Raw genomic sequence first — 21,715 nt, 5'->3', positions numbered from 1 at the left:
TCTAGTTATTGGGGCCTGCCGCGGGAAGCAGGTCCCTTTGACTGTATGAAGGTCCTAATTTCATTTGGACACATTTACCAGGGTTTTTCAAAAGAATTTTATGATAACATTACGTAGTCGAGTCCGACATCTCGGCAATACCCTTTTGAGGGTCTGTAACTTCCCTTGCAGACCCTCTTTTACTTTATATTCAATTTATTCATATATACCACAACATCATTCATTGAATTTCTCCATTTCAAATTCCCTAAAAATAATCTAGGACACGTAACTAAAAATAAATCTTCATCATACTTTGAGTTATACATGTTCAAAGGAGTGTTACTATTTATGTATTCTTATTGGCAATCGTATTACTCCCCCTACCATAACCCTTATGTAAACTATGATTTATCCGTACGGAACTACCGAATTAGTAAAAATGAGAATTTTTTAAAAGGGTATATGCGTTCTTTATGGGAACAACACGTCGCTTGGACGAGATTGGCTATTATAAGTATAGTCTTTAATTTACCAGATGTTAACGTTACTGTTGGACGACTTCTACAAAACGCAACACATATGGGACTATCACTTGAACCATTTTACGGTGAGGATGCAGTGAAAAAATATAGTGCATTAATTAAAGATCACTTAGTAATTGCAGCGGATCTTGTTAAAGCCGCAAAAGCTGGTAATCAAAATGCAGCGGCCACTATAGAGAAAAAATGGTACGCTAATGGTGATGAAATTATTGAATTTCTTAACAGTATCAACCCATATATAGATAAAGAAGAATTTAGAAAAATGTTTTATGAACATTTAGCACTAACGAAAGCAGAAGCACTTGCCTTCCTAAATAAAGATTATGAAGCAGGAGTAAAACTTTACGATAAAATTGAAAAAGAAGCATTAGAAATGGCCGACATGATAACAAACGCAATCGTAAAACAATTCCCGCAAGTATTTCAATAAAGTGAAACTTTAATCAGAGTAGGTATTACTACTAAGTAATACTTGATAAAAATAAGTCGGTTTCCAAACATAAATCGGCTTATTTAGTTTTCTCTCCATGATATTTCACCTCTCCTCTTTACATTTAGCTTATATCGATATATTTTATTAATATCCGTTTTTATAGGAGGAAATAGTTTGATTAACGCGATTGGTCTCGTTTTTATACTTACAAATAAACACGAGAAAAAAAGAAAGTTTACTTAAATGAAAAATTTGCACTAATAGATATTATTGATTCTAAAGAAGTATTTGATGATGAAGGGAATCCTTTAGTAGAACTAACATGTAAATACAGTATATATTTAGATGAAAAATATTACTGTAAATCTCTCGATGATTATACCGGACAAGTATTTCCTTTCTTAAGTGCAAAAATAGGAAAAGGTCTTCTAAGAAACTTAAACTACTACTTTTCTTACGTTGATGCCTATGATAAGAAACCACCAGTTAAAGAAATAAGACCACTTATGAAACAAGTAACGAACAGATAGCCAAAAATACAAAAAAAGAAAGCATCTAACTCTGGATGTTTTCTTTTTTATTGAAAACTCATTAACTTTCATCCTCTTCTAAAAGTATGTATCCAAGCATATTTTAAATTAAAAACATTGGAGGATTAGAGTGAATGAAATACTCAGAAACAATTATAAGCAAACGACTTCGAATACTTAAAATGACGGGTATGTTTTTCCTGCTAGTGTTAATAGCATGGATTGGCTATACAAAATTACTTTATGAAAACGGCTTTCTTCAAGAAAAAAAGAATTCAGTAGAAGTAATGAACACTAGCATTACAGGAGAAATAGAGCAGCTTTTTCATATAAACTTGCAAGGTTATCGAAAAACAAGCCTTGATGCTGTTATAGAAGCAAGCAAAACCGATCCAAGTGAACTATCCCTAATTGAACTGGTCAACAAATCCTGCTCGCGAGATTGCATAGGCGAACCAGTAACATATGTAAACTCAAACAATGGATATATCTTTTATAAGGAATCTAATGGAACTAATGTAGCTATAACGGTTAAAAAGAAAGACACATGGGTAATTGTAAAGAAATCTGTTCAAGATGGAATATAATCACCCAAAAAGAGTACGTATCGTACTCTTTTTTATTATTAATACCCTTCCTCTTCATGAATACAATGGCATTTCGGTTTTGTTTTACAATGACATTTTTCACACTCACATTTCGGTTTCTCTTTGCAACAACATTCGTGAAAATCATTGCGTTTACATCTACATCTCCCAAACATTAAATTATCCCAAAATGTATTACAATTTCGGGAATGCCCACAATGACAAGTATTCCCCATGAATCTGCTTCCTCCTTAATAGAATTCATCATATTCTATGTTTGAAAGTATACAAAGGCTTGTTTATTAGTCTATTTTCTCCATATTATAAGTAGAGTTAAAAGATTACATAAAAATAAAAAACCGTCACATGACGGCTTTTTATTTAGCAAACTACTCTTTTGTATAAAAATATTTAATTCCTTTCGTATCTAACCAAGCAGTTGCTTTGTCCAGTTCGTTCCCTTGACGATAATCTGTTTCGAAATACACAAGCCCTTGGTTATCTCCACGAGATATTATTTTAGAAGTATATCCAAGCTTATCCATCATTTGAATCATGTCAGGAACTAAATTTACACCAAATTCATAAGTAACTACTTTGTTATATTTATTCACTATAATTCCAACCCCTTCTTGTTTTTTTATCGGCTCAACAATTTGATTTGTAAACCAAGCTAACGGCTTATTTCCAATCAGCTTATTTAAATCACACTTGCCGATACCAGCCACATTGCCTGTTTCTGTGTATTGCCAAATATCACATGGATATGCCGGTTTGTTACCACCATAACGAGGAATCCATACAAAATCAGAATTGACATTTGCCATTCCAAATGGAGCATACATATGATGAGCAATATATAAACCAGCCTTCTTAGCTCCTAATCTGCGTAATTCATCAATAAAAGCTTGTGTACCTGCTCTCATATCGTTCATTGTTCTTACTTCTACGTCAGCTACCCAAACTGTTGCATTTTTATCACCACGGTTCCAAAAGTCTCTTGCTTCTATCCGTGCATCCTCTACTGAAACGAAACGACAGAACGCATAATTACCAAACGGAATATTTCTTGCTTTCATTGCTTGTACATAATTTTTATATAAAGGATCTACATAATTTGAACCATCTTGCACACGTGCAATTACAAAATCTAATTGTGGTGCTGCGATATCCCAGTTAATGTCGCCATTCCATTTCGAAATATCTACAATATAACCCATTATTTAACATCTCCTTTTTCATTATTATATTCAAAGCTTGTTTTTTTGCTATTATCAACTAATAAATAGTATGAGAGGTATTATATTATTGGGTAATAATTTAAAATTCGGCTTATGTATTGAGAAAACAAAATATTATTACGGGTTGAATAAGTAGGGGTTTACAAAACTCTAAACTATATAAAGTGAAACTATAATTAGTAGGAGGCTACGAGCAGTGGAATTCCCACCTAATTTCTTAGCTTCATCCGAATTTTGAGGTGAGAATTTTACTACCCACAAATAGCTTGATAAATAAAACCACCTTTCTGACAGGTGGTTTTGTGTACTAATTTACATATACATTGTCCATATTTTTATAGTTACATAATTATTGGTTACTTAATATACTTGTTAACTAAAAATAAGACAATTTTTAGTTTTTAATCAAACTAATTTTCATTTTATCTCACGTACTCATAGTACCATTTTCGTGCATCTAACCAAGCTGTAAATTTATCGATATTTCCAGACGGATAGCCATTCGTTATAGCATAACCAATGCCATCTTTCTGAACGACAATTTGTCCATCAATACCCGCATCTACCATAGCTTGAGCCAAAGCTTGTAAATTACTAAATGCTACACCACCAGTTTTTACTTTGAGCAAATCCGCTGCACCTCCTCCAGTTTGTCCTGTAAGAGCAAATACAACAGAATTAGCGATTTTATCAACATTCCATTTTGCCATATCAGATTCATTGTCAATAAATCCTAATTCTATAAGAATAGCAGGTGCTTTCGTCCCATTTAATACCGCTAAATCTGTACGCTGTTTCGCACCTCGATCACGCCATCCAATATCTTTTGCTAGTTGAGCTGAGATTTTAGCCGCCAAATCTTTCTGATCATAATACAAAACCTCAACACCCTGTCCATTTCCATCACTTGCATTAAGATGAAAAGAAATAACTAAATCCACAGCATGGGAATTGCTATTCCGAATGATATTATTTAAATTTTGTGATTGAGTTGCCCCTACCTCGTCCGTATCGTCATAAACCGTGTGTCCTAGGGATCTTAACTTAGCCGCCACAGCATCTTTAACTTGCCTATCTAAAACGTGTTCTTTCCGATTCCCAAAATTAGCACCTTGAACAATACTATTGTGTCCTCCGTGCAAACTATATCTGGCCATTATTTATCAACATCTCCTTTCTTAATATCCTATTCAAAACTTGTCTTATTGCTATTCCCACTTACAATTTTAACTGTACCCATATGTCCTACATTTTCTAGAAGTGAAGCAATTTGTTTTCGATATAAAAAAGCTATCGCTTCATAAATCGAATGATTTATTCTCTAAATTACTTTTACATGAATGACGACACGAACAAAAAAGCATCACCCTTTCGGCGATGCCTAAAAACTCTATTTTACTTTTCAGCTCCCTAAATAAATAGAGTTTAAAATCACTGAAACTACACCTATATTTCCTCCCCTTCCTTCACAGCTTCTTTCAACCTCTGCAACATATATCCAATCCCTTTACACCCCTCTAGCGGATATGTAATCATTTCTTCTGGATATAACTTTGTCACTACTTTTTTATGCTTCTTCCCTGCTAGTAAGACGATTTCGTCAAACTGTAATAAACTTTTATCTACCATCTGTTTTTGTAATTGCTCTATATTTATTACCTCATCGCTTTTTGAATCAAATGCAAGATCATAGTTTTCTAATACAATATCATTTGGTCTTAAAAATCCATGTTTCGCCGATAATATAACCCAGTTTTCGAAAAACATAGTTGCGTACGCCTGACATGCTTTTCCGAACGGACTAATATACACATCTTTTGCTTCCATCGGTCCGTAGTCTGAATGTTTATCCCAAATTTTCTTTTTTCCACATGGAATTATACATATCCTTTTCATATATATTTCTACTCCCTTTACTTTGGTAAATAAAATTCGTTATTTTGTACATTTTTCTCTCAAAATACTATATAATAATTCTGAAAAGTTTAAATTACACATTTTACCATATATGTACTATGGATCACTCTCATTGCAAATATTATAATACCATAAAAATTTTTGCATTTTTTCTTCAAATTTTATAATTAAATTGAAATATTATGATTTATAAATTAAATTAGGAAGGAGGTCCATAAAAATGAAAAATATTATCCCTGCACTATTAGTCTATTTTATTGTTTGCGTTATTTCCGTTATCATCCCAGCATCTGAAGGCTATAATTATGTCGGCTGGAAGTTATTTGTTGGGCAAGTGTATGCGATACCTATTTTCTTCATTACTGCTATAATTACATTTTATATAAACAAGAAAAAATCTTACGAATAAACGATTATAAGGATAGCTAACGCTATCCTTATTTTAATTCGTTAATCAAATTTAAAATGACCCTTGCAGTACTTTATATCCTTTCTTCTAAAAAGTCAAACGCAACTTCTGTATTTCAGCGTTTAAAGGTAGCTCCTCCGAGAGCCAGCTCTCTAATTCTGAAACCGACGTAATATTTCGTTCTAAAAGTGACTGTAATTTACTCTCCAAATCATTAAACATACACAATCCTCCCGTTTTTAATTTTCTGTTTTTTAGAGGTAAAAAAGGACAAGTAGCCAATCTGACTACTTGTCCTTACTGTTCATCTGTACGCAATACGATTAAGCTTGGAATGCTTCTGTTAATACTGGTACGATTTGTTTTTTACGAGATACAACACCTTTTAAAGTAGCTGTGTTGTTTTCTAGTGATACGTTGTATGCTTTCTCAACAACGTTTGCTGCTTTACCGATCGCAAGACCGACAGAATCATTAGTTAAGATATCAGTTACAACGAATAAGAATAGGTCTAAACCTTTTTCTTCTACTACTGCAGAGATTACTTTTTCAAGTTCCGCTTGGTGTACAAGAACGTCGTTTGTATCAACAGCGTTTACTTGTGCGATTTCAACTTTCGCATTACCCATTTGGAATTCTTTAGCGTCAAGAGAGATTAATTGCTCCATTGTTTTTCCGCTTAAGTCAGCACCAGCTTTTAACATTTCTAAGCCGTAGTTATCTGCATCTACACCAGCGATTTGCGCTAATTCACGAGCAGCTGCTACGTCTTGTTCTGTGCAAGTTGGAGATTTGAATAGTAAAGAATCTGAAATGATTGCAGATAACATTAAACCTGCAACTTCTTTACGAATTGTTACGCCATTTTCTTTGTACATTTTGTTTAAGATTGTAGCTGTACAGCCAACTGGCTCACAACGATAGTATATAGGATCGCTTGTTTCAAAGTTAGCAATACGGTGATGGTCAATAACTTCTAACACACGAACTGATTCGATATCGTTAGCACTTTGTTGACGCTCGTTATGGTCAACTAAAATAACGTTGTCCACTTCGCTTGCTACTGTCTCAACAAAACGCGGTCCTTCTACTTTAAAATAGTCTAACGCAAATTGAGTTTCACCGCTGATTTCGCCTAAACGTACAGGCTCAGCATTCATTCCTAATTCTTTTTTCAATTCTGCATAAGCAATTGCAGAACAAATTGCATCTGTATCTGGGTTTTTATGCCCGAAAACTAGTACTTTTTCCATGTTTTCCACCTCTTCATGAAAAGGATATCTTAAAGAAGCAAATATGACAATATTTAAAGCATATTTTTTTATAAATAATTGCACTTTCTTCTATATTTTTCATCATTTTCATAAAAAAAATCATCTAAAATGAATTAGATGATCGAAATGTATGTTTCAATTAAAATAGTGTAGGAGCTTGCACTACATTGTTAAAAGCGAAATTTGAGGATAAACCATTATTCAAAAGGTTTACATCTATAACTTGATAAAACGCATTTCCAGTGTCTGCAATTTCCCAAACAGCTAAAATAAGATGGTATCCACTACGGTCAGTTGGTACATTTGCTTCGTGCGTTACTGTTGTCCCTGGTCTAGCTCCACCGTCATTTTTCACATAGAATGGCACTAAATCTAAATCTGATCGCGTTAAAGGTTTATTTGGATTCCAACCTTTTTTCGTAATATAATATTTCCACTCTTTTGTACTATGAGGAGCCGTTAGTTTCCACTTGAATATATTCGTCCCGCCATTTAACGTAACTTTCTTCCACCTATCTACAGTTTGAACATCTAAAGCGGGAAAATGACCAGCCCCTGCAATTTGTCCATCAGAAGGTCCTAGTTGCGGAAATCCACCTATCCCTTCTACGCTTTGTGGTTCATATTGAATCGGTCCACAATTTACATTTACCCCTTGCTTACATAAATAAGATCGGCTCGCTGGTGATTCTACATATCCATGAGCTGAAGCCTTTTCTGAAAATCCAAATGTTAATAATCCCGTAAGTAATACTCCACCACTTAAAATAACTTTCTTCATCTTTTGTAAACTATTCTTTTTCATACTTTCATCCCCTTCCGATAATAAAGCGAAAATAACTATAGTTGGCTAGTCATCTTCTCTACATTTATTATAAGACGAGAATCATTACTAAAAGAACCCTCTAAAAAATTTCTCAAATTCATTTAGTGCGTTAATTAGATTATAATTAACTATTTTAACACCGCCAGAAAAATATAGACGGTGTTAAAAATAGTCGTTTATTATTCACTTACTAATAATTAAGCACTCTCCCCGTTTGATTATACCTTAAATGTTTTTATAATAAATAACCGTAGCATCTAACTTACCATTCGGGGAAATTGCATACCCTGGTATTGTTCCAACTTCTTGGTAGTCTAGTGATTTGTACAGTTTATTGGAAGGATCTCCTTCTCTAGTATCTAATACTAAAAGAGACCTGTTTTCTTGCTTTGCTCGTTCCTCTGCTTTTTGCATAAGTGATCGTCCAATACCGTTACGTCTAAAGTTTGGATGAGTCATTAATTTGCAAATCTCGGCTCTATGAATTCCGTTAGGCTTAGTAACTAATTGTAATTGAATACTCCCTGCTACTTCGTTGTTTATTTTAGCCACATACAATATCACTTCTGGCGCTAATACTGTTTGCCAATACTTTGTTGCGTCTTTTTGTTCCAGTGGAGGCAAAAAACCAATTGATGCCCCATCGTTTACAACCATTTTCAAAAGTTTCGAAAGTTCTTCCATATCATTTTCTAGTTGCTTTATTTCTTCAATTACTAAATTTCGCATTACTTTTCCCCCTTTTGTTTCATTGTAACAATTTTTAAAGAAGGAATAATGAAATAATAAGATGAATTTATAGAAAGATATGACTTTTTGTGAAAGGATAACGATATGAAATATATATTAGATAGAACGTACGCAAAAGAATTACTCGAATGGGCATATGAACAAAACCCGGGCCCTTGGTTTGAACATTCACTACATGTTGCTCATGCAACTGAAAACATAATTATAGAACTTATTAAAAATGGGTATAACCTAGATGCTGACATAGCATATAACGCTGCCCTTTTGCATGATATCGGAAGATACAAAGGTTTTACCAAATCGGTCATTCATTCCTATGATGGTTATATGTATATGAATGATTTAGGGTATACAGGAAACGCTGTTATTTGTGTGACACACTCATTCCCATGCAAAAATGAACATATAGATATCGCAGCGGAATGGAGTCTCGTTCCTGACCATATGAGAAGCCGGTTAGTTGAAATATTAAATGAACATTGTAACTACGACTTATACAATAAAGTAATTACTCTTTGTGACGCTCTTGCTGATGCGGGTGGCTTTACTACGCTGGAAAGAAGATTAATTTCTGTTGGTTTGCGTCATGGTACAACATCTCATACATCTTTACATTGGAAAGGGTTTTATGCGATTAAGAAAGAATTAGAAGCTTTAATCGGTAAGAGTATATACACAGTTCTTCCTGATGTAGAAAAATCTATTTATGAAGATATAGAATATTAAATTGAATACAAATTTAATTTCAAATAAAAAACGTTTTAAACATAAAGTTTAAAACGTTTTTTATTCAATGCTTTTGATTTTTCAGTTCTGTTAAACACTCTTGCACTAAAGTTACCGCTTGACTCATCGCAGCTCCGCCAGCAAATGCTGCTGAAACACCACATGCTTCCAGAATCTCTTTATCTGAACATCCTTGATCAAGACAACCTTTTGTATGATAAATTGTACAATACTCATCTTGCGTTGCTAAACTAATTCCTAATGCAATAAGTTGCTTTTCTCTTTTTGTTAAAGCACCCTCTTGAAAACAAGCTTGCGTGAACGCATTATATGTCTCAGCGATTTCAGGAATTTGATTTGTAAAACTACCTATACCTTCTTTATAATGATGTAGAATATCATTTATCGAACTATGTTGCTCATGTTCCATCTTATTCCCTCCAGTCATATTATCCATACCTATTGTAGTATGTGATGAAATGGAGGCAATATACCTTCTTTTAAATTAAGAATTTTCAGTTAATTTACGTTATAATTTTAAATTATCATCTACAATAACTTTTTCTCTAGAACTTTTTCTTTCAACCTCTTTACTTCTTTCTTCCCAAAATGTTAATCCTTCAATCTCCACATTTTTAGGATTAAATACTGGATCTTTCCCTTCTTTTTTCTGCCTTTCATAGTCTTTTAACACTTTTAATGCGATTTTACTTAATAATAGAATCGCGATTAAGTTTAACCATGCCATACTACCGATTCCTAAATCTCCGAGATTCCATAAAAGCGACGCTGATTCAACACTACCGATGTAAACCATAATTAAAAATCCAAATTTTAAAACTGGTTTTAACCAGCCATACTTCAATTGACGATCTAAATAAGTAAGTGTCGTTTCAGCGATATAGTAATAAGCGAGTAACGTTGTAAATGCAAAAAAGAAAATCGCAATTGAAATAAATATTGGACCAAACCCTGTTATCACAGTTTCAACTGCTTGTTGTGTATAAATTGGACCAGCTTCCACATTTCCTATATTTTGTACAATAGCGGTTTTCCCTTCAGGTATAACATTATACATACCTGTTATTAAAATCATAAGAGCTGTCGCTGTACATACGACAATTGTATCGATATATACGGAAAACGCTTGAACTAATCCTTGTTTTGCAGGATGCGATACTTCAGCAGCCGCCGAACTATACGTCGCTTCTCCGACACCAGCAACGTTTGAAAATACAGCGCGTTTTACGCCCCATGCAATAGCTGCACCAACAATTCCACCAAACATTTCATTTACACCAAATGCACTAGAGAAAATTAAAGCAAACATACTTGGAATCTCCGTTACATTCGCAATTAATATGATACATGTAACAATTACATAACCAATTGCCATAAATGGCACAAGCATTTGAGAAACACCGGCAATTCTCTTTACACCACCAAAAATAATTGCTGCTAGTAACACGACTAAAAATATACCAGTTATATATTTGCTAATACCATTAGAGTTTTCGAATCCAACTGCGATACTACTAGATTGAATACCTGGTAATAACACGCCATATGAAAGTGTTACAACTACCGCTACAATGACTGCAAACCATTTCATTTTTAAACCTCTCTCAATGAAATATGGAGTACCGCCGCGATATTCATTCCCTACTTTACTTTTGTATACTTGAGATAATGTTGATTCTACAAACGCGCTCGCTGCCCCTAACAAAGCCATTACCCACATCCAAAATACAGCTCCAGGCCCGCCGAAAGCGATCGCTGTCGCTACCCCTGCAATATTACCAATTCCAACTCTTCCTGATAAGGCTAAACAAAATGCCTGAAAAGATGATATTCCCGTCTCGGAACTCTTTCCTTCAAATAATAGTTTAATCATCTCTTTAAAATAACGAATTTGCAAAAAACGTGTTGCAATCGTGAAATATACGCCTGCCCCTAATGCAAAAACAACTAAACCGATACTCCACACTTGCCCTACTAACCATTCTACTAAATTCTCCATCCAAATCCCCCTTATCATTCTTTGGAAAAGCAATTTTGTATATAAGAAAACGGACAACTATTATCAAACTTTCTAGTTGTCCGCATCTTTCATTATTTCATCCCTCAATTTTTGTCAGTAAAACACCCTATTACTTTATATTTACCCAAACACTTTTCACTTCTGTATAATTATCAAGCGCATATGAACCTAATTCGCGGCCAATACCAGATTGTTTGTATCCACCAAATGGTGCAGCTGCATTTTCTAAGTTATAATCATTAATCCACACTGTTCCTGCTTTTAATTTATTTGCCACTTGATGACCCGTTTTGATATTTTGCGTCCATACACCCGCAGCAAGGCCATAGGATGAGTTGTTCGCTCGTTCAATTACTTCTTCTGTCGAATCAAATGGCAGAACAACAACAACTGGTCCAAATATTTCTTCCTTAACGATTGTCATATCGTCTGTAACATCTGTGAATACAGTTGGCTTAACGAAATAACCCTTTTCAAGTGCACGTTCACCACCAGCCGCAACTGTAGCGCCTTCTTTCTTCCCTTGCTCAATGTAATGTAACACACGCTCTTGTTGTTTCTTAGATACGAGTGGACCCATTTCCGTTCCTTTCTCCATACCTGCTCCAAGTTTTACGTTGTTCGCCATTTTCACAAGTGCATCTACTACAGTTTCATAATGTTTACGATGAACAAATACACGTGATCCTGCGCTACAATTTTGACCGTGATTATACATAATACCTTGGAATGCACCATTAATTGCTTCTTCCAAGTCCGCATCTTCTAAAATGATATTTGGTGATTTGCCGCCAAGCTCTAACGTTACATGCTTAATCATTTCTGCAGACTGACGCATAATATACTTTCCTGTAACAGTAGATCCTGTAAAAGCAACTTTATCAATGTCATGATGATTTACAATTGCTGCTCCTGCTTCAGGACCAAAGCCTGGTACAAAGTTTACAACACCGTTTGGAAATCCAGCCTCTTTAAAAAGTTTTGCTGTATATAGTAAAGATAAAGGCGTTTGCTCTGCTGGCTTTAATACGATCGTACAACCTGTCGCCAGTGCAGCTCCCATTTTCCAAGAAGACATAACGAGCGGAAAATTCCACGGAATAATCTGACCTACAACACCTACAGGTTCATGTCTCGTGTAATTTAAGTAATCTTTTGAAATTGGGATTGTTTGCCCAATAATTTTTGTAGCCCATCCTGCGTAATAACGATAATTTTCTACAGTTGCTGAAATATCATCATCAAGTGCTACTTGATATGGCTTTCCATTATCTAAAGCTTCTAGTTGCGCTAATTCTTCTCTATGTTCTTCAATTAAATCTGCTAATTTATAAATAAGATGCGCTCTTTCAGCAGTAGTCATTTCTGCCCACGGACCGGATTCAAATGCAGATCTTGCCGCTTTTACTGCAGCATCAATATCCTCTTCTTGCGCTTCACATACGACAGCTAGAACATCTTCTGTAGCTGGATTATACGTTTCAAACGTCTTTCCCCCAATAGCAGCAACAAATTCGCCATTAATAAACATTTTAATTTCTTCATTTAAAAACGCTTCCACTTTTGGTTTCAGCTCAATATTTGTCTTTAACATTATGTTCTCCTCCTTATTTAAACAGCTACATGAGCTGCAATATTTGATAAAATCGTTTGAAGCTTTTGATCTTCGTCAACAGTTAATCCTAGTCTTGGATAGCGAGAAGGTCCTCCCGCTTGCCCATGTAATTCCATGGAACGTTTAACGATTTGAACATATTTCCCTGATCCTTCAAGAAACTCGCAAAGTGGTAAAATAGCATCGTTTATTTCCCACGCCTTTTCTAATTCACCATTTTGAAAATGCTCATACATTTTTGTAACGAGACCGGGAACGATATTTCCTGCTACTGAAACCCATCCCGAAGCACCAACTAAATATGATTCCATAACTAAATCTTCAGAACCACAGAAGACTTGGAAAGCCCCTTCACTTTGTCTTACTAAATCTCTCGCTTTTCGAATATCTCCGCTAGATTCTTTAATATGTGTAACATTTTCACACTCTTTTCCAATACGGAGCATTAGCTTTGTACTCATATCAACACCAGAAGTAAATGGGTTATTGTATAGCATAATTGGTATATTTACAGAATTTGAGATTTCTTTAAAATGAAAATAAATCTCCTCTTCCTTCGGTTTACAATAGTAAGAGTTTATAATTAATGCACAATCCGCTCCGTGCGCTTCTGCATGTTTCGTATATTCAATTGTTTCTTTCGTCGTCTCTGCTGCAGTTCCAACAATGACTGGAATACGGCCATCAATTTCTTTCAACACGGTTTCTACCATTTTAAATCGTTCTTCTTTTGATAAACTTACAAACTCTCCTGTACTTCCATTAATGATGACACCTGCAACCTTTTGTTCGATAAAGTAATTTACATTTTGTTTTACCCCATCCCAATTAATTTCCTGAAATTCATCCATCGGTGTTATTAATACTGGAAATGCCCCTTTAATTTTTTGCATATTTATCTCTCCTTATCACATTTTATTTTAATAAGAAACCTGCCGGAAATGGATCCGTAGGGTCTAATAGAAACGTCTGCATTCCTGTAATAAATCCTCTACTTTCAAAACGGAAAATGTATCCTAGTTCCTCCTTCTTCACTTTTTCCACAGTTATAAAACTATTAAATATACTTTCATTTTTAAAAGGTTTATCCGCCATATAATCATTTTTAAATAACGCATGAACATAGGAAACGATAGTAGAAACAAAACCTGGCGAACGTACGATAAAGTTATCTTCATGAAATGTAATCGACTTTATATGGTTCTTTTCTTTTTGCGAAGGATCTACTAAAATAAGCCTTTTTATTAGCGACTGTTTTTGTATAGCCTGCAGTGTAGCTTCTCCCCATCTTTTCAATTCTGAAATGTTTTCAACACGAATTTCTGGCGAATACGCACCTTTTTCTACAACTGCATATACTTTATCTGCTTGTATGAGAGAATAACTTACATTACCAACCTGTAAATTTTCCTCAATCAAATAGCATAGTTTGCTTTCAAACGAAACCGATATAACTTCATCATTCTCTACATACGCATGAACTAAAAATATTCCAGATAACGTTTCAATTTTGTATTGATTGGACTCTCTCTTTTTTAAATACCCACTTTCGAGTAACATCGTTATTACTGCAACAATGCCTCCATAATGAAGCGGAATCGAACCTTCATGATTAAAAAATAATACAGCTGCATCCACTTCATTATGGATAGATGGAACGACAATACACCCATTCAAACCGATAAAACCACGTGGTTCATTTAATAAAAGCTTCATCTCTTCTGCTAATTCACCTGAAAATTGTTCATTTAATTGCTCCAAACTGTAGTAGTATTTGCATGGTACGTCTTTCATTACACGAAATGCCTCGCCATTTACATGTACGTCTACTGCTGTATACATTTTTTGAATGTTCATTTTATATCCTCCGTTTCATGTTCCATCGGCGGAATTAGCAAAAATCCTTCTTTAAGTGGATCCATTTCATTGTAAAAAAATCTATGCATACCCATAAGCCAAGCTGATCCCGTAATTTTCGTTATGACAGCTTCAATATTTTCAACATGTGTCGTATTCATGACATATCCTTTAAATAAAGAACCAACGATACTCTCATGAATGAACTCTTCACCAATTTCGATTTCTTTCTGAGCGTATAATACAGCTAGCTTCGCAGATGTTCCTGTACCGCATGGAGATCGATCTATTCCGCCTGGTGGTACAACAACTGTATTTTTCACATGCGCACATTCATGAGTAGGATCTGTATAAAATTCAACATGTGTTAATCCTCTTATAAACGAATACTCTGGATGAGTGATTTCAAACTTCTCATTAATTGTGTTTCTTATATGAATCGCCTTATCGATGATTGTAGATGCATTTTCTGGTACTAATTCTAGATCTACTGATTTCGCATCAATAATGGCATAAAAATTCCCTCCATACGCAATATCAGCTTCTATAGTTCCAATATCTTTCACTTGTACAGTAATATTTTTTAATAAAAAAGCTGGTATGTTACAGAAAGATACTTCTTTTGCTTTTCCATCTTGAACAGCAATATCTACTTCAACTAAGCCAGCCGGTGTATCTAGTTTTAAAGAAGTAATTGGTTCAACTACCGGAATTAAACCTGATTCAACTAACGCTGTACATACACCGATTGTATCGTGACCACACATCGGTAAATATCCACCTGTCTCTATGTATATAACACCTATATCAGCCTCAGGATGACACGGGTCTGTTAATAATGCCCCTGACATTACATCATGACCACGCGGTTCATTCATTAACAATTTCCGAATCCAATCATACTCCTTTTTCATATGTAACATCTTCTCTGCCATCGTCTCTCCAATCAACTTTGGAAGTCCACTAATTAATGTCCTCGTTGGATTCCCACCCGTATGTGTATCAATTGTCGTAAAGACTCTTTGTGACTTCATCCGTTTAACACCCTTTCTGTAAAACGACTCAAACGAAGTGGTTCAATAGGAATAATTGTCTCTTTTTCATTTAATAACTCTTCAATTACTTTCCCAGTAACTGCTGCAAGACTAATCCCATCCCCTTCATGCCCAGCGGCAATGAAATAATTTGGAATATGTTCCACTCGTGAAATAATCGGTAAATGATCTTCTGTCCACGGACGTAAACCAGCGTAAGAACGAATTACCATCATATCTGCCATTTTCGGATAAAAGCGAATCGCTCTATTTGCAATACATTTAATGACTTCATTGTTTATTCTCGTATGAAACCCTACAAATTCACGGCTACTTCCAATTAAGAAATTTTGACTTTCAGTAGGCTCAAATACGAGCGCAACCCCGTATTTTTCAGTTAAAGCATCTACTTTTCGTTTTCCGCCAAATTTAGAAATTAAATAACCGAATTCCATTACTTTACGGCACCCTACGTGTTGTTGTCTTGATGCTACAATAATATGCCCTTTTCTCGGTTCAATTGGTATATTTACATTTAACATCTGACCAATCTTAGGAGCCCACACACCCGCTGCATTTACAACTTGTTGTGCTGTAAAAGTTCCATTCGTAGTTTCTACAACAAATGAACCATTCGTATCTATGTTTATACTCTTTACTTCGGTCTGTTTAAAAGCTTTTGCGCCAAACTTTTGTGCCTCTGACAGAAGCGAGAATGCAAGGAGATATGGATTCACAGTTGAATCCGTCGCACATTCTAAACCGCCTAATAAATCATCAGCAAAAAAAGGCGACTCTTCTCTTATATCTTGCCTATCAAGCATTCGAAACGGTAATCCAGCTTCTTTTTGCCGATTTACCCATTGCTGCGCAGCTTCCATCTCTTCGTCTGACTCACATACGAGAATACTTCCTGGTGCCCTATATTCAAATGCATGCTCTAATTCTTCACTTAAATCAGTTACTAATTTTTGACTTACTAAAGACATTTGACTATCAAACCCTGGGTCTTTATCAATGGCCAAAATATTCCCATCACACCGTGAAGACGTCCCGCTGACAAATTCTCCTTTTTCAATGATTGTTACGTCTCTTCCGTATTTTGAAGTGTAATAAGCGATAGAACACCCTATTATTCCACCACCTATAATTAAAACGTCGCAGTGCCTCACACTATACTCCTCCTTTCCCTAAACCTCTCACTTTCTTTTATGCAATTGACGTGCCAATTCTGTACATATACAATTTTTATAAATAATATTTTTATTTGTAAAAATATTTTAAATTTATAGTAAATAGGTGTATTATTTTTTTATCACTGTCAAAATTTTTATACATAACAGGAGGACATTATGGCATTTTCATTTCCGACTATACAAGAATTTTTGGAAAGCGCTTTAATCAATCATACATGTAGCCTTGATCGCATTAAGAAAATAAACGAAAGGTTTTATTATCTCCCTTCTACTACAGAAGAATATAATTGCGCAATTATTTATGTAGATGACTCATTCACTGCATTAATTGACGCTTTTTCTTATGAATTAGCTGTTATCATCCTTAACGAAAACGATGAGCCGCTATGCTGTATAACTTCTCAGCAAATGATTCCATTTCTTTATAAGTCCTACAATGAACTACAGTCATTTTATGACACTGTAATACAAACAACTGACTCTTCTGTTACAGTCATTGATAGTAAAGAATACGTTCGAACTTGGACAGATGGCGCTGAAAAAATATTTTCAGTCAATCATAATGAGATTATTGGGCAACCGATTACTCGTTTTTTTGATTATAAAGACTTGGAAATTTTACAATCTTTACATGATGGAAAAAGCATAGTCGCTCAGTTCCATCAGCCTCGTCCCGATTTATTCGTATTAATTAATTCAAATCCAGTTTATTGTAATGATGAAATTATAGGAGCAGTCGTTTCAGAAACAGATGTTACAAATCAAGTCGCTTTAAATGAAAAACTATTTAATATGTCACATGAAATGCACCGTTTAGAACAAGAAGTGGCAAAGTATAAAGATGAATCCGATCCATTCCTTGCGATGAATGGGAAAAGTCCTGTTATACAAAGAACGATACAATTAGCTAGAAAAGTTTGTTCGGTAAAATCAACTGTTTTAATACTTGGGGAAAGCGGAGTTGGAAAAGAAGTATTTGCGAAAGCAATTCATGAAGCAAGTGAGGCAGCGAAGGCGCCTTTCATTTCGATTAACTGCGGGGCAATTCCAGAAGCGTTATTTGAAAGTGAATTATTTGGTTACGAGCGTGGGGCGTTTTCTGGAGCAAATAGTAAAGGAAAAAAAGGGAAAATTGAACTCGCGCAAGGCGGTACTTTATTTCTTGATGAAATAGGTGAAATGCCACTTGATATGCAAGTAAAACTGTTACGTGTACTGCAAGAGCGAAAGTATTACCGAGTTGGTGGTGAAAAAGAAATTAATATTGATTTCCGCATTATCGCTGCTACAAATCGTGATTTACAAGAAGAAATGAGAAAAGGAACTTTCCGAGAAGATTTATATTACCGCTTAAATGTAGTTAGCTTGCATATTCCACCGCTGCGCGAAAGACGCGAGGATATTATTGAATTAACTTATTCTTTCTTAAATGATTTTTCAATCAACTATAACCGACCAATTCGTGACCTACCTTCAAGCATTATGCATGAACTGCTTCATTACAATTGGCCAGGTAATATTCGCGAACTTCGAAACGTTGTTGAACGGCTTGTGGTATTCGCAACAGACGGAATTATAAAACAAGAATATCTACCATTTCATACGACTGAAACTTTAGACAACCATACAGCTCATTCCCTATTACTCAGCAACAATAATACAATCCTTTCTTTACAAGAAGAGATGGATGAGCATGAGAAAAAAGTTATTGAAAGGGCTTTACGAATTTTAAATGGGAATAAATTAGAATGCGCAAAACAACTTGGCGTAACAAGGGCTACTTTATATAACCGTTTAAAGAAACTTGGACTTCAATAAAGAATCATTATGCACCAATCAGGCGTTTACAGGTAGCCACCTCCTCTCTATATTGGCATGATTTTTGCTTATATAATTTGTGAAAATCGAACTAGAGGAGGAATACACATGACAAATAAAAACAACTTAATCGTTTGTCGTTGTGAAGAGGTTACATATGGGCAACTTCAATCGACAATTGCTGAATATAACTGCTCGGCAAGAGAATTAAAACTAAGAACACGTGCTGGCATGGGATTTTGCGGTGGGCGCACATGCAGAATAATGATAGATCGAATGATTGAAAATGCGAATCCTGACGTAAATCTTAATGAACTACCGTTAAAATATCAACCACCAATACGTGCAGTTACTTTTGGATCAGTAGGTGAAAGTAAATGAGTAGAATTACACATCACCCTATTTTAGGTACTTTACAAAGTAGTGAGCGTATTACCTTTCAATTTAACGGTCATCAATACGAAGCATATGAACATGAAACGATAGCTGCTGCCCTGTTAGCAAATGGAATACGAACATTAAGAGTTCATGAAGATAGCGGAACACCGCGAGGTATTTATTGTAATATCGGGCACTGTTCCGAATGCCGCGTGACAGTAAATAATCAAACAAATGTACGCGCATGCTTAACTGTTGTAGAAGAAAACATGATTGTTGAAAGCGGGAAACAGCATCCGAATATCGTGAGAGAGATGGTGAAAAAGCGATGAGTGATGTAATTATTATAGGTGCAGGGCCAGCGGGATTATCTGCTTCTATCTCTTGTGCTCGTTTCGGACTAAAAGTGCTCGTTATTGATGAATTTATGAAGCCGGGCGGGAGATTGTTAGGACAGTTGCATCAAGAGCCTACTGGAGAATGGTGGAACGGAATAGAAGAATCGAAGCGACTTCATGAAGAAGCAGAATCACTTTCAGTACATATCAGGTGCGGTGTTTCGGTCTATAATTTAGATAGAGATGAAAACAATTGGTTTGTACATACTAATATCGGTACGTTAGAAGCACCTTTCGTACTACTTGCTACTGGAGCTGCGGAATATTCTATTCCCCTTCCTGGCTGGACACTTCCAGGAGTGATGTCAATTGGAGCAGCTCAAGTTATGACAAATGTTCATCGCGTGCAAGTTGGAAAAAAAGGAATTATTATTGGTGCTAACATTTTGTCTTTCGCCATTTTAAGTGAATTGCAATTAGCGGGAATTACAGTGGATCATATTGTACTCCCTGAGAAAAGCGAGTTAAGTCAAAAAGCTGGTGAACCTGAAGAAGTTTTAAACTCTCTTTTAAATGCAGCTCACCTCGCTCCTTCTGCTTTCTTGCGAATAGGTAGCCACTTTATGAAATTTGATTGGATTCGAAAAGCTGGATTAACATTCTATCCAAACAACGGAATGAAAATAAACGGAACGCCACTTCACCTTCGGAAAGCAGCTCTTGAAATTATCGGAACAGATCAAGTTGAAGGTGTACGTATTGCTAATATTGACTCTAAAGGAAATGTTATTAATGGAACAGAGAAAATATATGAAGCAGATTTTGTATGTATTGCCGGGGGATTATACCCACTTGCCGAACTTGCAGCTGTAGCCGGTTGTCCCTTCCATTACATTTCAGAATTAGGCGGACACGTTCCTCTCCATTCCGAAACAATGGAAACTCCTCTTCCTGGTTTATTTGTAGCTGGCAATATTACAGGCATTGAAAGCGGAAAAATTGCGATGGCGCAAGGAACAGTTGCAGGTCTATCTATCGCAAAATATGCAAGTAAAAAACGTGATATAGTCGACCAACAATTATCTCACGCCATGCAAAACGTTCACTTTGTTCGTCAGAAAGCTGCAATTCAGTTTAATCCGATGGTAGATATCGGTAGACGAAAAATGAATGAAATTTGGCGTGATTATTCTTCTACATATGCACATACTAAAAAGAGCTGCTGAGATTATTCTCAACAGCTCTTTTCTCTACTCATCTGAGTTATTAAATTTCGCTAATGCGTAAATTCCTTCTTCATCATCTAATTCAAGTTGCAATCTCGCTGCGAATGGATTGACATTATATTCTCTGTCAAGCAATAAGCGTAAAGCTTCGATTAAGTTTGCTTGAATTAAAATTTGCTGGCGACCATTTACCTCTACTTCCGCAGAGAAACCGTAGTCATCATCATACATAAGTTCAACTAATACTTCTTCTGGACCCACTTGTCTTTTTTCAGCGATATATATACAAAGCGCATTTATAAGCTCTTGTTCAGAAATTTTTATTGTTTCCATGCTACTTCATCTGCCTTCTTCTTACGTTGGTCTTTGAAGTATTTAAATGCACGAACCGCTAACATTACGATACCAGCCATTACTAACATATTTACCATAAACGCTAATACAGAACCAAGAGCTCCCATATTTGCAAATAAGCTACCCATTAGTAAACCACCAAGACCACCTAGTAATAAACCTTTCATAAAGCTTCCTTTATTACTTTTTGGTGCTGTATTTGTTGCTTTCGTTTTTGAATCTGGAGTCGTTTTTTGAGAATTTACATTTGAGTCTTTTTTGTTTAAATCAACTTTTGACTTTTGACCTGAACTTGGTGTAAATGATTTTTTACCAGATTTGTAACTTTTCGCTGCCGCATGATCTACGAACATAAAGCTGCTAGCCCCAAAGATAACCATGAATGCTGTCATTACTGCTACAAGTTTTTTCAACATATTATATCCATTCTCCTTTTATATAGATATATGTGAAATCTATCTTTCTAGTAAATTCAGAATGATAGATTTGTTTTTAAGAACATTTTAAAGGTTCTTATGAACTTATTATATGAACTTTTGTCGAAATATGCAAGTATTATTTACTTCCGACAGTTTGGTGACAAAGGAAAAATTAAGCAAAACAGAATTGACTTTAAATGAAACAAAACATATTATAAGTTC

The 21,715-nt window shown here is 35.2% G+C and carries 25 protein-coding genes and 1 pseudogene; 9 read left to right on the top strand and 17 right to left on the bottom strand.

Features of this window, described 5'->3' with window-relative positions:
* Positions 1-330 precede the first annotated feature (330 nt).
* The 3 genes and pseudogenes from IQ781_RS02005 to IQ781_RS01995 all read left to right on the top strand — a co-directional run bounded on the left by IQ781_RS02005 (position 331) and on the right by IQ781_RS01995 (position 2,074).
* Positions 331-954: a hypothetical protein gene (locus tag IQ781_RS02005; RefSeq protein ID WP_000287732.1), complete on the top strand. Its 624-nt coding sequence runs from the start codon at positions 331-333 to the stop codon at positions 952-954.
* A 177-nt stretch (positions 955-1,131) separates the two neighbouring features.
* Positions 1,132-1,487 (top strand): annotated as a pseudogene (locus tag IQ781_RS02000) (cytoplasmic protein).
* A 134-nt stretch (positions 1,488-1,621) separates the two neighbouring features.
* Positions 1,622-2,074, top strand: a complete 453-nt coding sequence (locus tag IQ781_RS01995) for a hypothetical protein (RefSeq protein WP_000877569.1) — start codon at positions 1,622-1,624, stop codon at positions 2,072-2,074.
* Here the strand turns inward: IQ781_RS01995 and IQ781_RS01990 are convergent.
* The 4 genes from IQ781_RS01990 to IQ781_RS01975 all read right to left on the bottom strand — a co-directional run bounded on the left by IQ781_RS01990 (position 2,019) and on the right by IQ781_RS01975 (position 5,211).
* Positions 2,019-2,246: a hypothetical protein gene (locus IQ781_RS01990; RefSeq protein ID WP_100651714.1), complete on the bottom strand. Its 228-nt coding sequence runs from the start codon at positions 2,244-2,246 to the stop codon at positions 2,019-2,021. The genes IQ781_RS01995 and IQ781_RS01990 overlap by 56 nt on opposite strands.
* A gap of 217 nt (positions 2,247-2,463) precedes the next feature.
* Positions 2,464-3,294: a GH25 family lysozyme gene (locus IQ781_RS01985; protein ID WP_063220353.1), complete on the bottom strand. Its 831-nt coding sequence runs from the start codon at positions 3,292-3,294 to the stop codon at positions 2,464-2,466.
* A 443-nt stretch (positions 3,295-3,737) separates the two neighbouring features.
* Positions 3,738-4,472 carry an N-acetylmuramoyl-L-alanine amidase gene (locus IQ781_RS01980; RefSeq protein ID WP_000135290.1) on the bottom strand — a complete coding sequence of 245 codons (735 nt, stop codon included), beginning with the start codon at positions 4,470-4,472 and terminating at the stop codon, positions 3,738-3,740.
* A gap of 289 nt (positions 4,473-4,761) precedes the next feature.
* Positions 4,762-5,211: a DUF6884 domain-containing protein gene (locus tag IQ781_RS01975; protein WP_000820903.1), complete on the bottom strand. Its 450-nt coding sequence runs from the start codon at positions 5,209-5,211 to the stop codon at positions 4,762-4,764.
* A gap of 241 nt (positions 5,212-5,452) precedes the next feature.
* Between IQ781_RS01975 and IQ781_RS01970 the strand changes: the two genes are divergently transcribed.
* Positions 5,453-5,641: a DUF4017 family protein gene (locus tag IQ781_RS01970; protein ID WP_000789485.1), complete on the top strand. Its 189-nt coding sequence runs from the start codon at positions 5,453-5,455 to the stop codon at positions 5,639-5,641.
* 87 nt (positions 5,642-5,728) lie between these two features.
* Here the strand turns inward: IQ781_RS01970 and IQ781_RS28140 are convergent, their stop codons facing one another.
* From IQ781_RS28140 to IQ781_RS01955, 4 genes are all read right to left on the bottom strand, one after another.
* Positions 5,729-5,863 carry a hypothetical protein gene (locus IQ781_RS28140; protein WP_000481360.1) on the bottom strand — a complete coding sequence of 45 codons (135 nt, stop codon included), beginning with the start codon at positions 5,861-5,863 and terminating at the stop codon, positions 5,729-5,731.
* Positions 5,864-5,964: 101 nt separating this feature from the next.
* Positions 5,965-6,894 carry a manganese-dependent inorganic pyrophosphatase gene (gene ppaC / locus IQ781_RS01965; protein WP_000416873.1) on the bottom strand — a complete coding sequence of 310 codons (930 nt, stop codon included), beginning with the start codon at positions 6,892-6,894 and terminating at the stop codon, positions 5,965-5,967.
* A 160-nt stretch (positions 6,895-7,054) separates the two neighbouring features.
* Positions 7,055-7,720 carry a lytic polysaccharide monooxygenase gene (locus IQ781_RS01960; protein ID WP_063220352.1) on the bottom strand — a complete coding sequence of 222 codons (666 nt, stop codon included), beginning with the start codon at positions 7,718-7,720 and terminating at the stop codon, positions 7,055-7,057.
* 246 nt (positions 7,721-7,966) lie between these two features.
* Positions 7,967-8,470 carry a GNAT family N-acetyltransferase gene (locus tag IQ781_RS01955; protein WP_001245258.1) on the bottom strand — a complete coding sequence of 168 codons (504 nt, stop codon included), beginning with the start codon at positions 8,468-8,470 and terminating at the stop codon, positions 7,967-7,969.
* A gap of 105 nt (positions 8,471-8,575) precedes the next feature.
* Between IQ781_RS01955 and IQ781_RS01950 the strand changes: the two genes are divergently transcribed.
* Positions 8,576-9,217, top strand: a complete 642-nt coding sequence (locus IQ781_RS01950) for an HD domain-containing protein (protein ID WP_000875112.1) — start codon at positions 8,576-8,578, stop codon at positions 9,215-9,217.
* A gap of 64 nt (positions 9,218-9,281) precedes the next feature.
* Here the strand turns inward: IQ781_RS01950 and IQ781_RS01945 are convergent, their stop codons facing one another.
* From IQ781_RS01945 to IQ781_RS01915, 7 genes are all read right to left on the bottom strand, one after another.
* Positions 9,282-9,674, bottom strand: coding sequence for a carboxymuconolactone decarboxylase family protein (locus IQ781_RS01945; RefSeq protein ID WP_001999958.1), 393 nt, complete (start codon positions 9,672-9,674; stop codon positions 9,282-9,284).
* A gap of 72 nt (positions 9,675-9,746) precedes the next feature.
* Complete coding sequence (locus IQ781_RS01940; RefSeq protein WP_000429526.1) at positions 9,747-11,237, bottom strand: alanine/glycine:cation symporter family protein; 1,491 nt, start codon at positions 11,235-11,237, stop codon at positions 9,747-9,749.
* 130 nt (positions 11,238-11,367) lie between these two features.
* A complete protein-coding gene (locus IQ781_RS01935; protein ID WP_000920973.1) occupies positions 11,368-12,852 on the bottom strand; it encodes an aldehyde dehydrogenase family protein in 1,485 nt (494 codons plus the stop codon).
* Positions 12,853-12,869: 17 nt separating this feature from the next.
* The gene (dapA, locus tag IQ781_RS01930; RefSeq protein ID WP_001169456.1) at positions 12,870-13,766 is read right to left on the bottom strand and encodes a 4-hydroxy-tetrahydrodipicolinate synthase; all 897 of its coding nucleotides are present in this window, start codon (positions 13,764-13,766) and stop codon (positions 12,870-12,872) included.
* Positions 13,767-13,788: 22 nt separating this feature from the next.
* A complete protein-coding gene (locus IQ781_RS01925; RefSeq protein WP_001025560.1) occupies positions 13,789-14,730 on the bottom strand; it encodes a proline racemase family protein in 942 nt (313 codons plus the stop codon).
* A complete protein-coding gene (locus IQ781_RS01920) occupies positions 14,727-15,764 on the bottom strand; it encodes a proline racemase family protein (RefSeq protein ID WP_000842048.1) in 1,038 nt (345 codons plus the stop codon). The genes IQ781_RS01925 and IQ781_RS01920 overlap by 4 nt, the downstream gene beginning before the upstream one ends.
* Entirely contained in the window at positions 15,761-16,936 is a 1,176-nt protein-coding gene (locus IQ781_RS01915; protein WP_001215236.1) for an NAD(P)/FAD-dependent oxidoreductase, read from the bottom strand. Before IQ781_RS01915 ends, IQ781_RS01920 begins: the two co-directional genes overlap by 4 nt.
* A 180-nt stretch (positions 16,937-17,116) precedes the next feature.
* Here IQ781_RS01915 and IQ781_RS01910 point away from each other — a divergent pair, with 180 nt between their 5' ends.
* The 4 genes from IQ781_RS01910 to IQ781_RS01895 all read left to right on the top strand — a co-directional run bounded on the left by IQ781_RS01910 (position 17,117) and on the right by IQ781_RS01895 (position 20,720).
* Entirely contained in the window at positions 17,117-18,778 is a 1,662-nt protein-coding gene (locus IQ781_RS01910; RefSeq protein ID WP_000885732.1) for a sigma-54 interaction domain-containing protein, read from the top strand.
* A 108-nt stretch (positions 18,779-18,886) separates the two neighbouring features.
* Positions 18,887-19,159: a (2Fe-2S)-binding protein gene (locus tag IQ781_RS01905; RefSeq protein WP_000182617.1), complete on the top strand. Its 273-nt coding sequence runs from the start codon at positions 18,887-18,889 to the stop codon at positions 19,157-19,159.
* A complete protein-coding gene (locus IQ781_RS01900; RefSeq protein ID WP_000087064.1) occupies positions 19,156-19,488 on the top strand; it encodes a (2Fe-2S)-binding protein in 333 nt (110 codons plus the stop codon). The genes IQ781_RS01905 and IQ781_RS01900 overlap by 4 nt, the downstream gene beginning before the upstream one ends.
* A complete protein-coding gene (locus IQ781_RS01895) occupies positions 19,485-20,720 on the top strand; it encodes an NAD(P)/FAD-dependent oxidoreductase (RefSeq protein WP_001286092.1) in 1,236 nt (411 codons plus the stop codon). The genes IQ781_RS01900 and IQ781_RS01895 overlap by 4 nt, the downstream gene beginning before the upstream one ends.
* A gap of 24 nt (positions 20,721-20,744) precedes the next feature.
* Here the strand turns inward: IQ781_RS01895 and IQ781_RS01890 are convergent, their stop codons facing one another.
* Together IQ781_RS01890 and IQ781_RS01885 are read right to left on the bottom strand one after the other, a co-directional pair.
* Positions 20,745-21,053 carry a YxcD family protein gene (locus IQ781_RS01890; RefSeq protein WP_000447747.1) on the bottom strand — a complete coding sequence of 103 codons (309 nt, stop codon included), beginning with the start codon at positions 21,051-21,053 and terminating at the stop codon, positions 20,745-20,747.
* On the bottom strand, positions 21,041-21,490 hold the full coding sequence (locus tag IQ781_RS01885) for a hypothetical protein (RefSeq protein WP_000914478.1): 450 nt from the start codon (positions 21,488-21,490) through the stop codon (positions 21,041-21,043). The genes IQ781_RS01890 and IQ781_RS01885 overlap by 13 nt, the downstream gene beginning before the upstream one ends.
* Positions 21,491-21,715 lie beyond the last annotated feature (225 nt).

This window comes from Bacillus sp. N447-1, from assembly GCF_022701035.1.
Classification (GTDB): domain Bacteria; phylum Bacillota; class Bacilli; order Bacillales; family Bacillaceae_G; genus Bacillus_A; species Bacillus_A cereus.
The sequence above is the reverse complement of the archived record's forward strand: the minus strand, read 5'-3'. Positions and strand labels throughout refer to the sequence as shown.

Coding starts and splice junctions, on each gene's coding strand:
- IQ781_RS28140 (WP_000481360.1), bottom strand. CDS start 5,863: ATGTTTAATGATTTGGAGAGTAAATTACAGTCACTTTTAGAACGAAAT.
- IQ781_RS01910 (WP_000885732.1), top strand. CDS start 17,117: ATGGCATTTTCATTTCCGACTATACAAGAATTTTTGGAAAGCGCTTTA.
- IQ781_RS01940 (WP_000429526.1), bottom strand. CDS start 11,237: ATGGAGAATTTAGTAGAATGGTTAGTAGGGCAAGTGTGGAGTATCGGT.
- IQ781_RS01945 (WP_001999958.1), bottom strand. CDS start 9,674: ATGGATAATATGACTGGAGGGAATAAGATGGAACATGAGCAACATAGT.
- IQ781_RS01900 (WP_000087064.1), top strand. CDS start 19,156: ATGAGTAGAATTACACATCACCCTATTTTAGGTACTTTACAAAGTAGT.
- IQ781_RS01920 (WP_000842048.1), bottom strand. CDS start 15,764: ATGAAGTCACAAAGAGTCTTTACGACAATTGATACACATACGGGTGGG.
- IQ781_RS01950 (WP_000875112.1), top strand. CDS start 8,576: ATGAAATATATATTAGATAGAACGTACGCAAAAGAATTACTCGAATGG.
- ppaC (WP_000416873.1), bottom strand. CDS start 6,894: ATGGAAAAAGTACTAGTTTTCGGGCATAAAAACCCAGATACAGATGCA.
- dapA (WP_001169456.1), bottom strand. CDS start 13,766: ATGCAAAAAATTAAAGGGGCATTTCCAGTATTAATAACACCGATGGAT.
- IQ781_RS01935 (WP_000920973.1), bottom strand. CDS start 12,852: ATGTTAAAGACAAATATTGAGCTGAAACCAAAAGTGGAAGCGTTTTTA.
- IQ781_RS01905 (WP_000182617.1), top strand. CDS start 18,887: ATGACAAATAAAAACAACTTAATCGTTTGTCGTTGTGAAGAGGTTACA.
- IQ781_RS01885 (WP_000914478.1), bottom strand. CDS start 21,490: ATGTTGAAAAAACTTGTAGCAGTAATGACAGCATTCATGGTTATCTTT.
- IQ781_RS01980 (WP_000135290.1), bottom strand. CDS start 4,472: ATGGCCAGATATAGTTTGCACGGAGGACACAATAGTATTGTTCAAGGT.
- IQ781_RS01985 (WP_063220353.1), bottom strand. CDS start 3,294: ATGGGTTATATTGTAGATATTTCGAAATGGAATGGCGACATTAACTGG.
- IQ781_RS01975 (WP_000820903.1), bottom strand. CDS start 5,211: ATGAAAAGGATATGTATAATTCCATGTGGAAAAAAGAAAATTTGGGAT.
- IQ781_RS01970 (WP_000789485.1), top strand. CDS start 5,453: ATGAAAAATATTATCCCTGCACTATTAGTCTATTTTATTGTTTGCGTT.
- IQ781_RS01960 (WP_063220352.1), bottom strand. CDS start 7,720: ATGAAAAAGAATAGTTTACAAAAGATGAAGAAAGTTATTTTAAGTGGT.
- IQ781_RS01955 (WP_001245258.1), bottom strand. CDS start 8,470: ATGCGAAATTTAGTAATTGAAGAAATAAAGCAACTAGAAAATGATATG.
- IQ781_RS01925 (WP_001025560.1), bottom strand. CDS start 14,730: ATGAACATTCAAAAAATGTATACAGCAGTAGACGTACATGTAAATGGC.
- IQ781_RS01890 (WP_000447747.1), bottom strand. CDS start 21,053: ATGGAAACAATAAAAATTTCTGAACAAGAGCTTATAAATGCGCTTTGT.
- IQ781_RS02005 (WP_000287732.1), top strand. CDS start 331: ATGTATTCTTATTGGCAATCGTATTACTCCCCCTACCATAACCCTTAT.
- IQ781_RS01995 (WP_000877569.1), top strand. CDS start 1,622: ATGAAATACTCAGAAACAATTATAAGCAAACGACTTCGAATACTTAAA.
- IQ781_RS01895 (WP_001286092.1), top strand. CDS start 19,485: ATGAGTGATGTAATTATTATAGGTGCAGGGCCAGCGGGATTATCTGCT.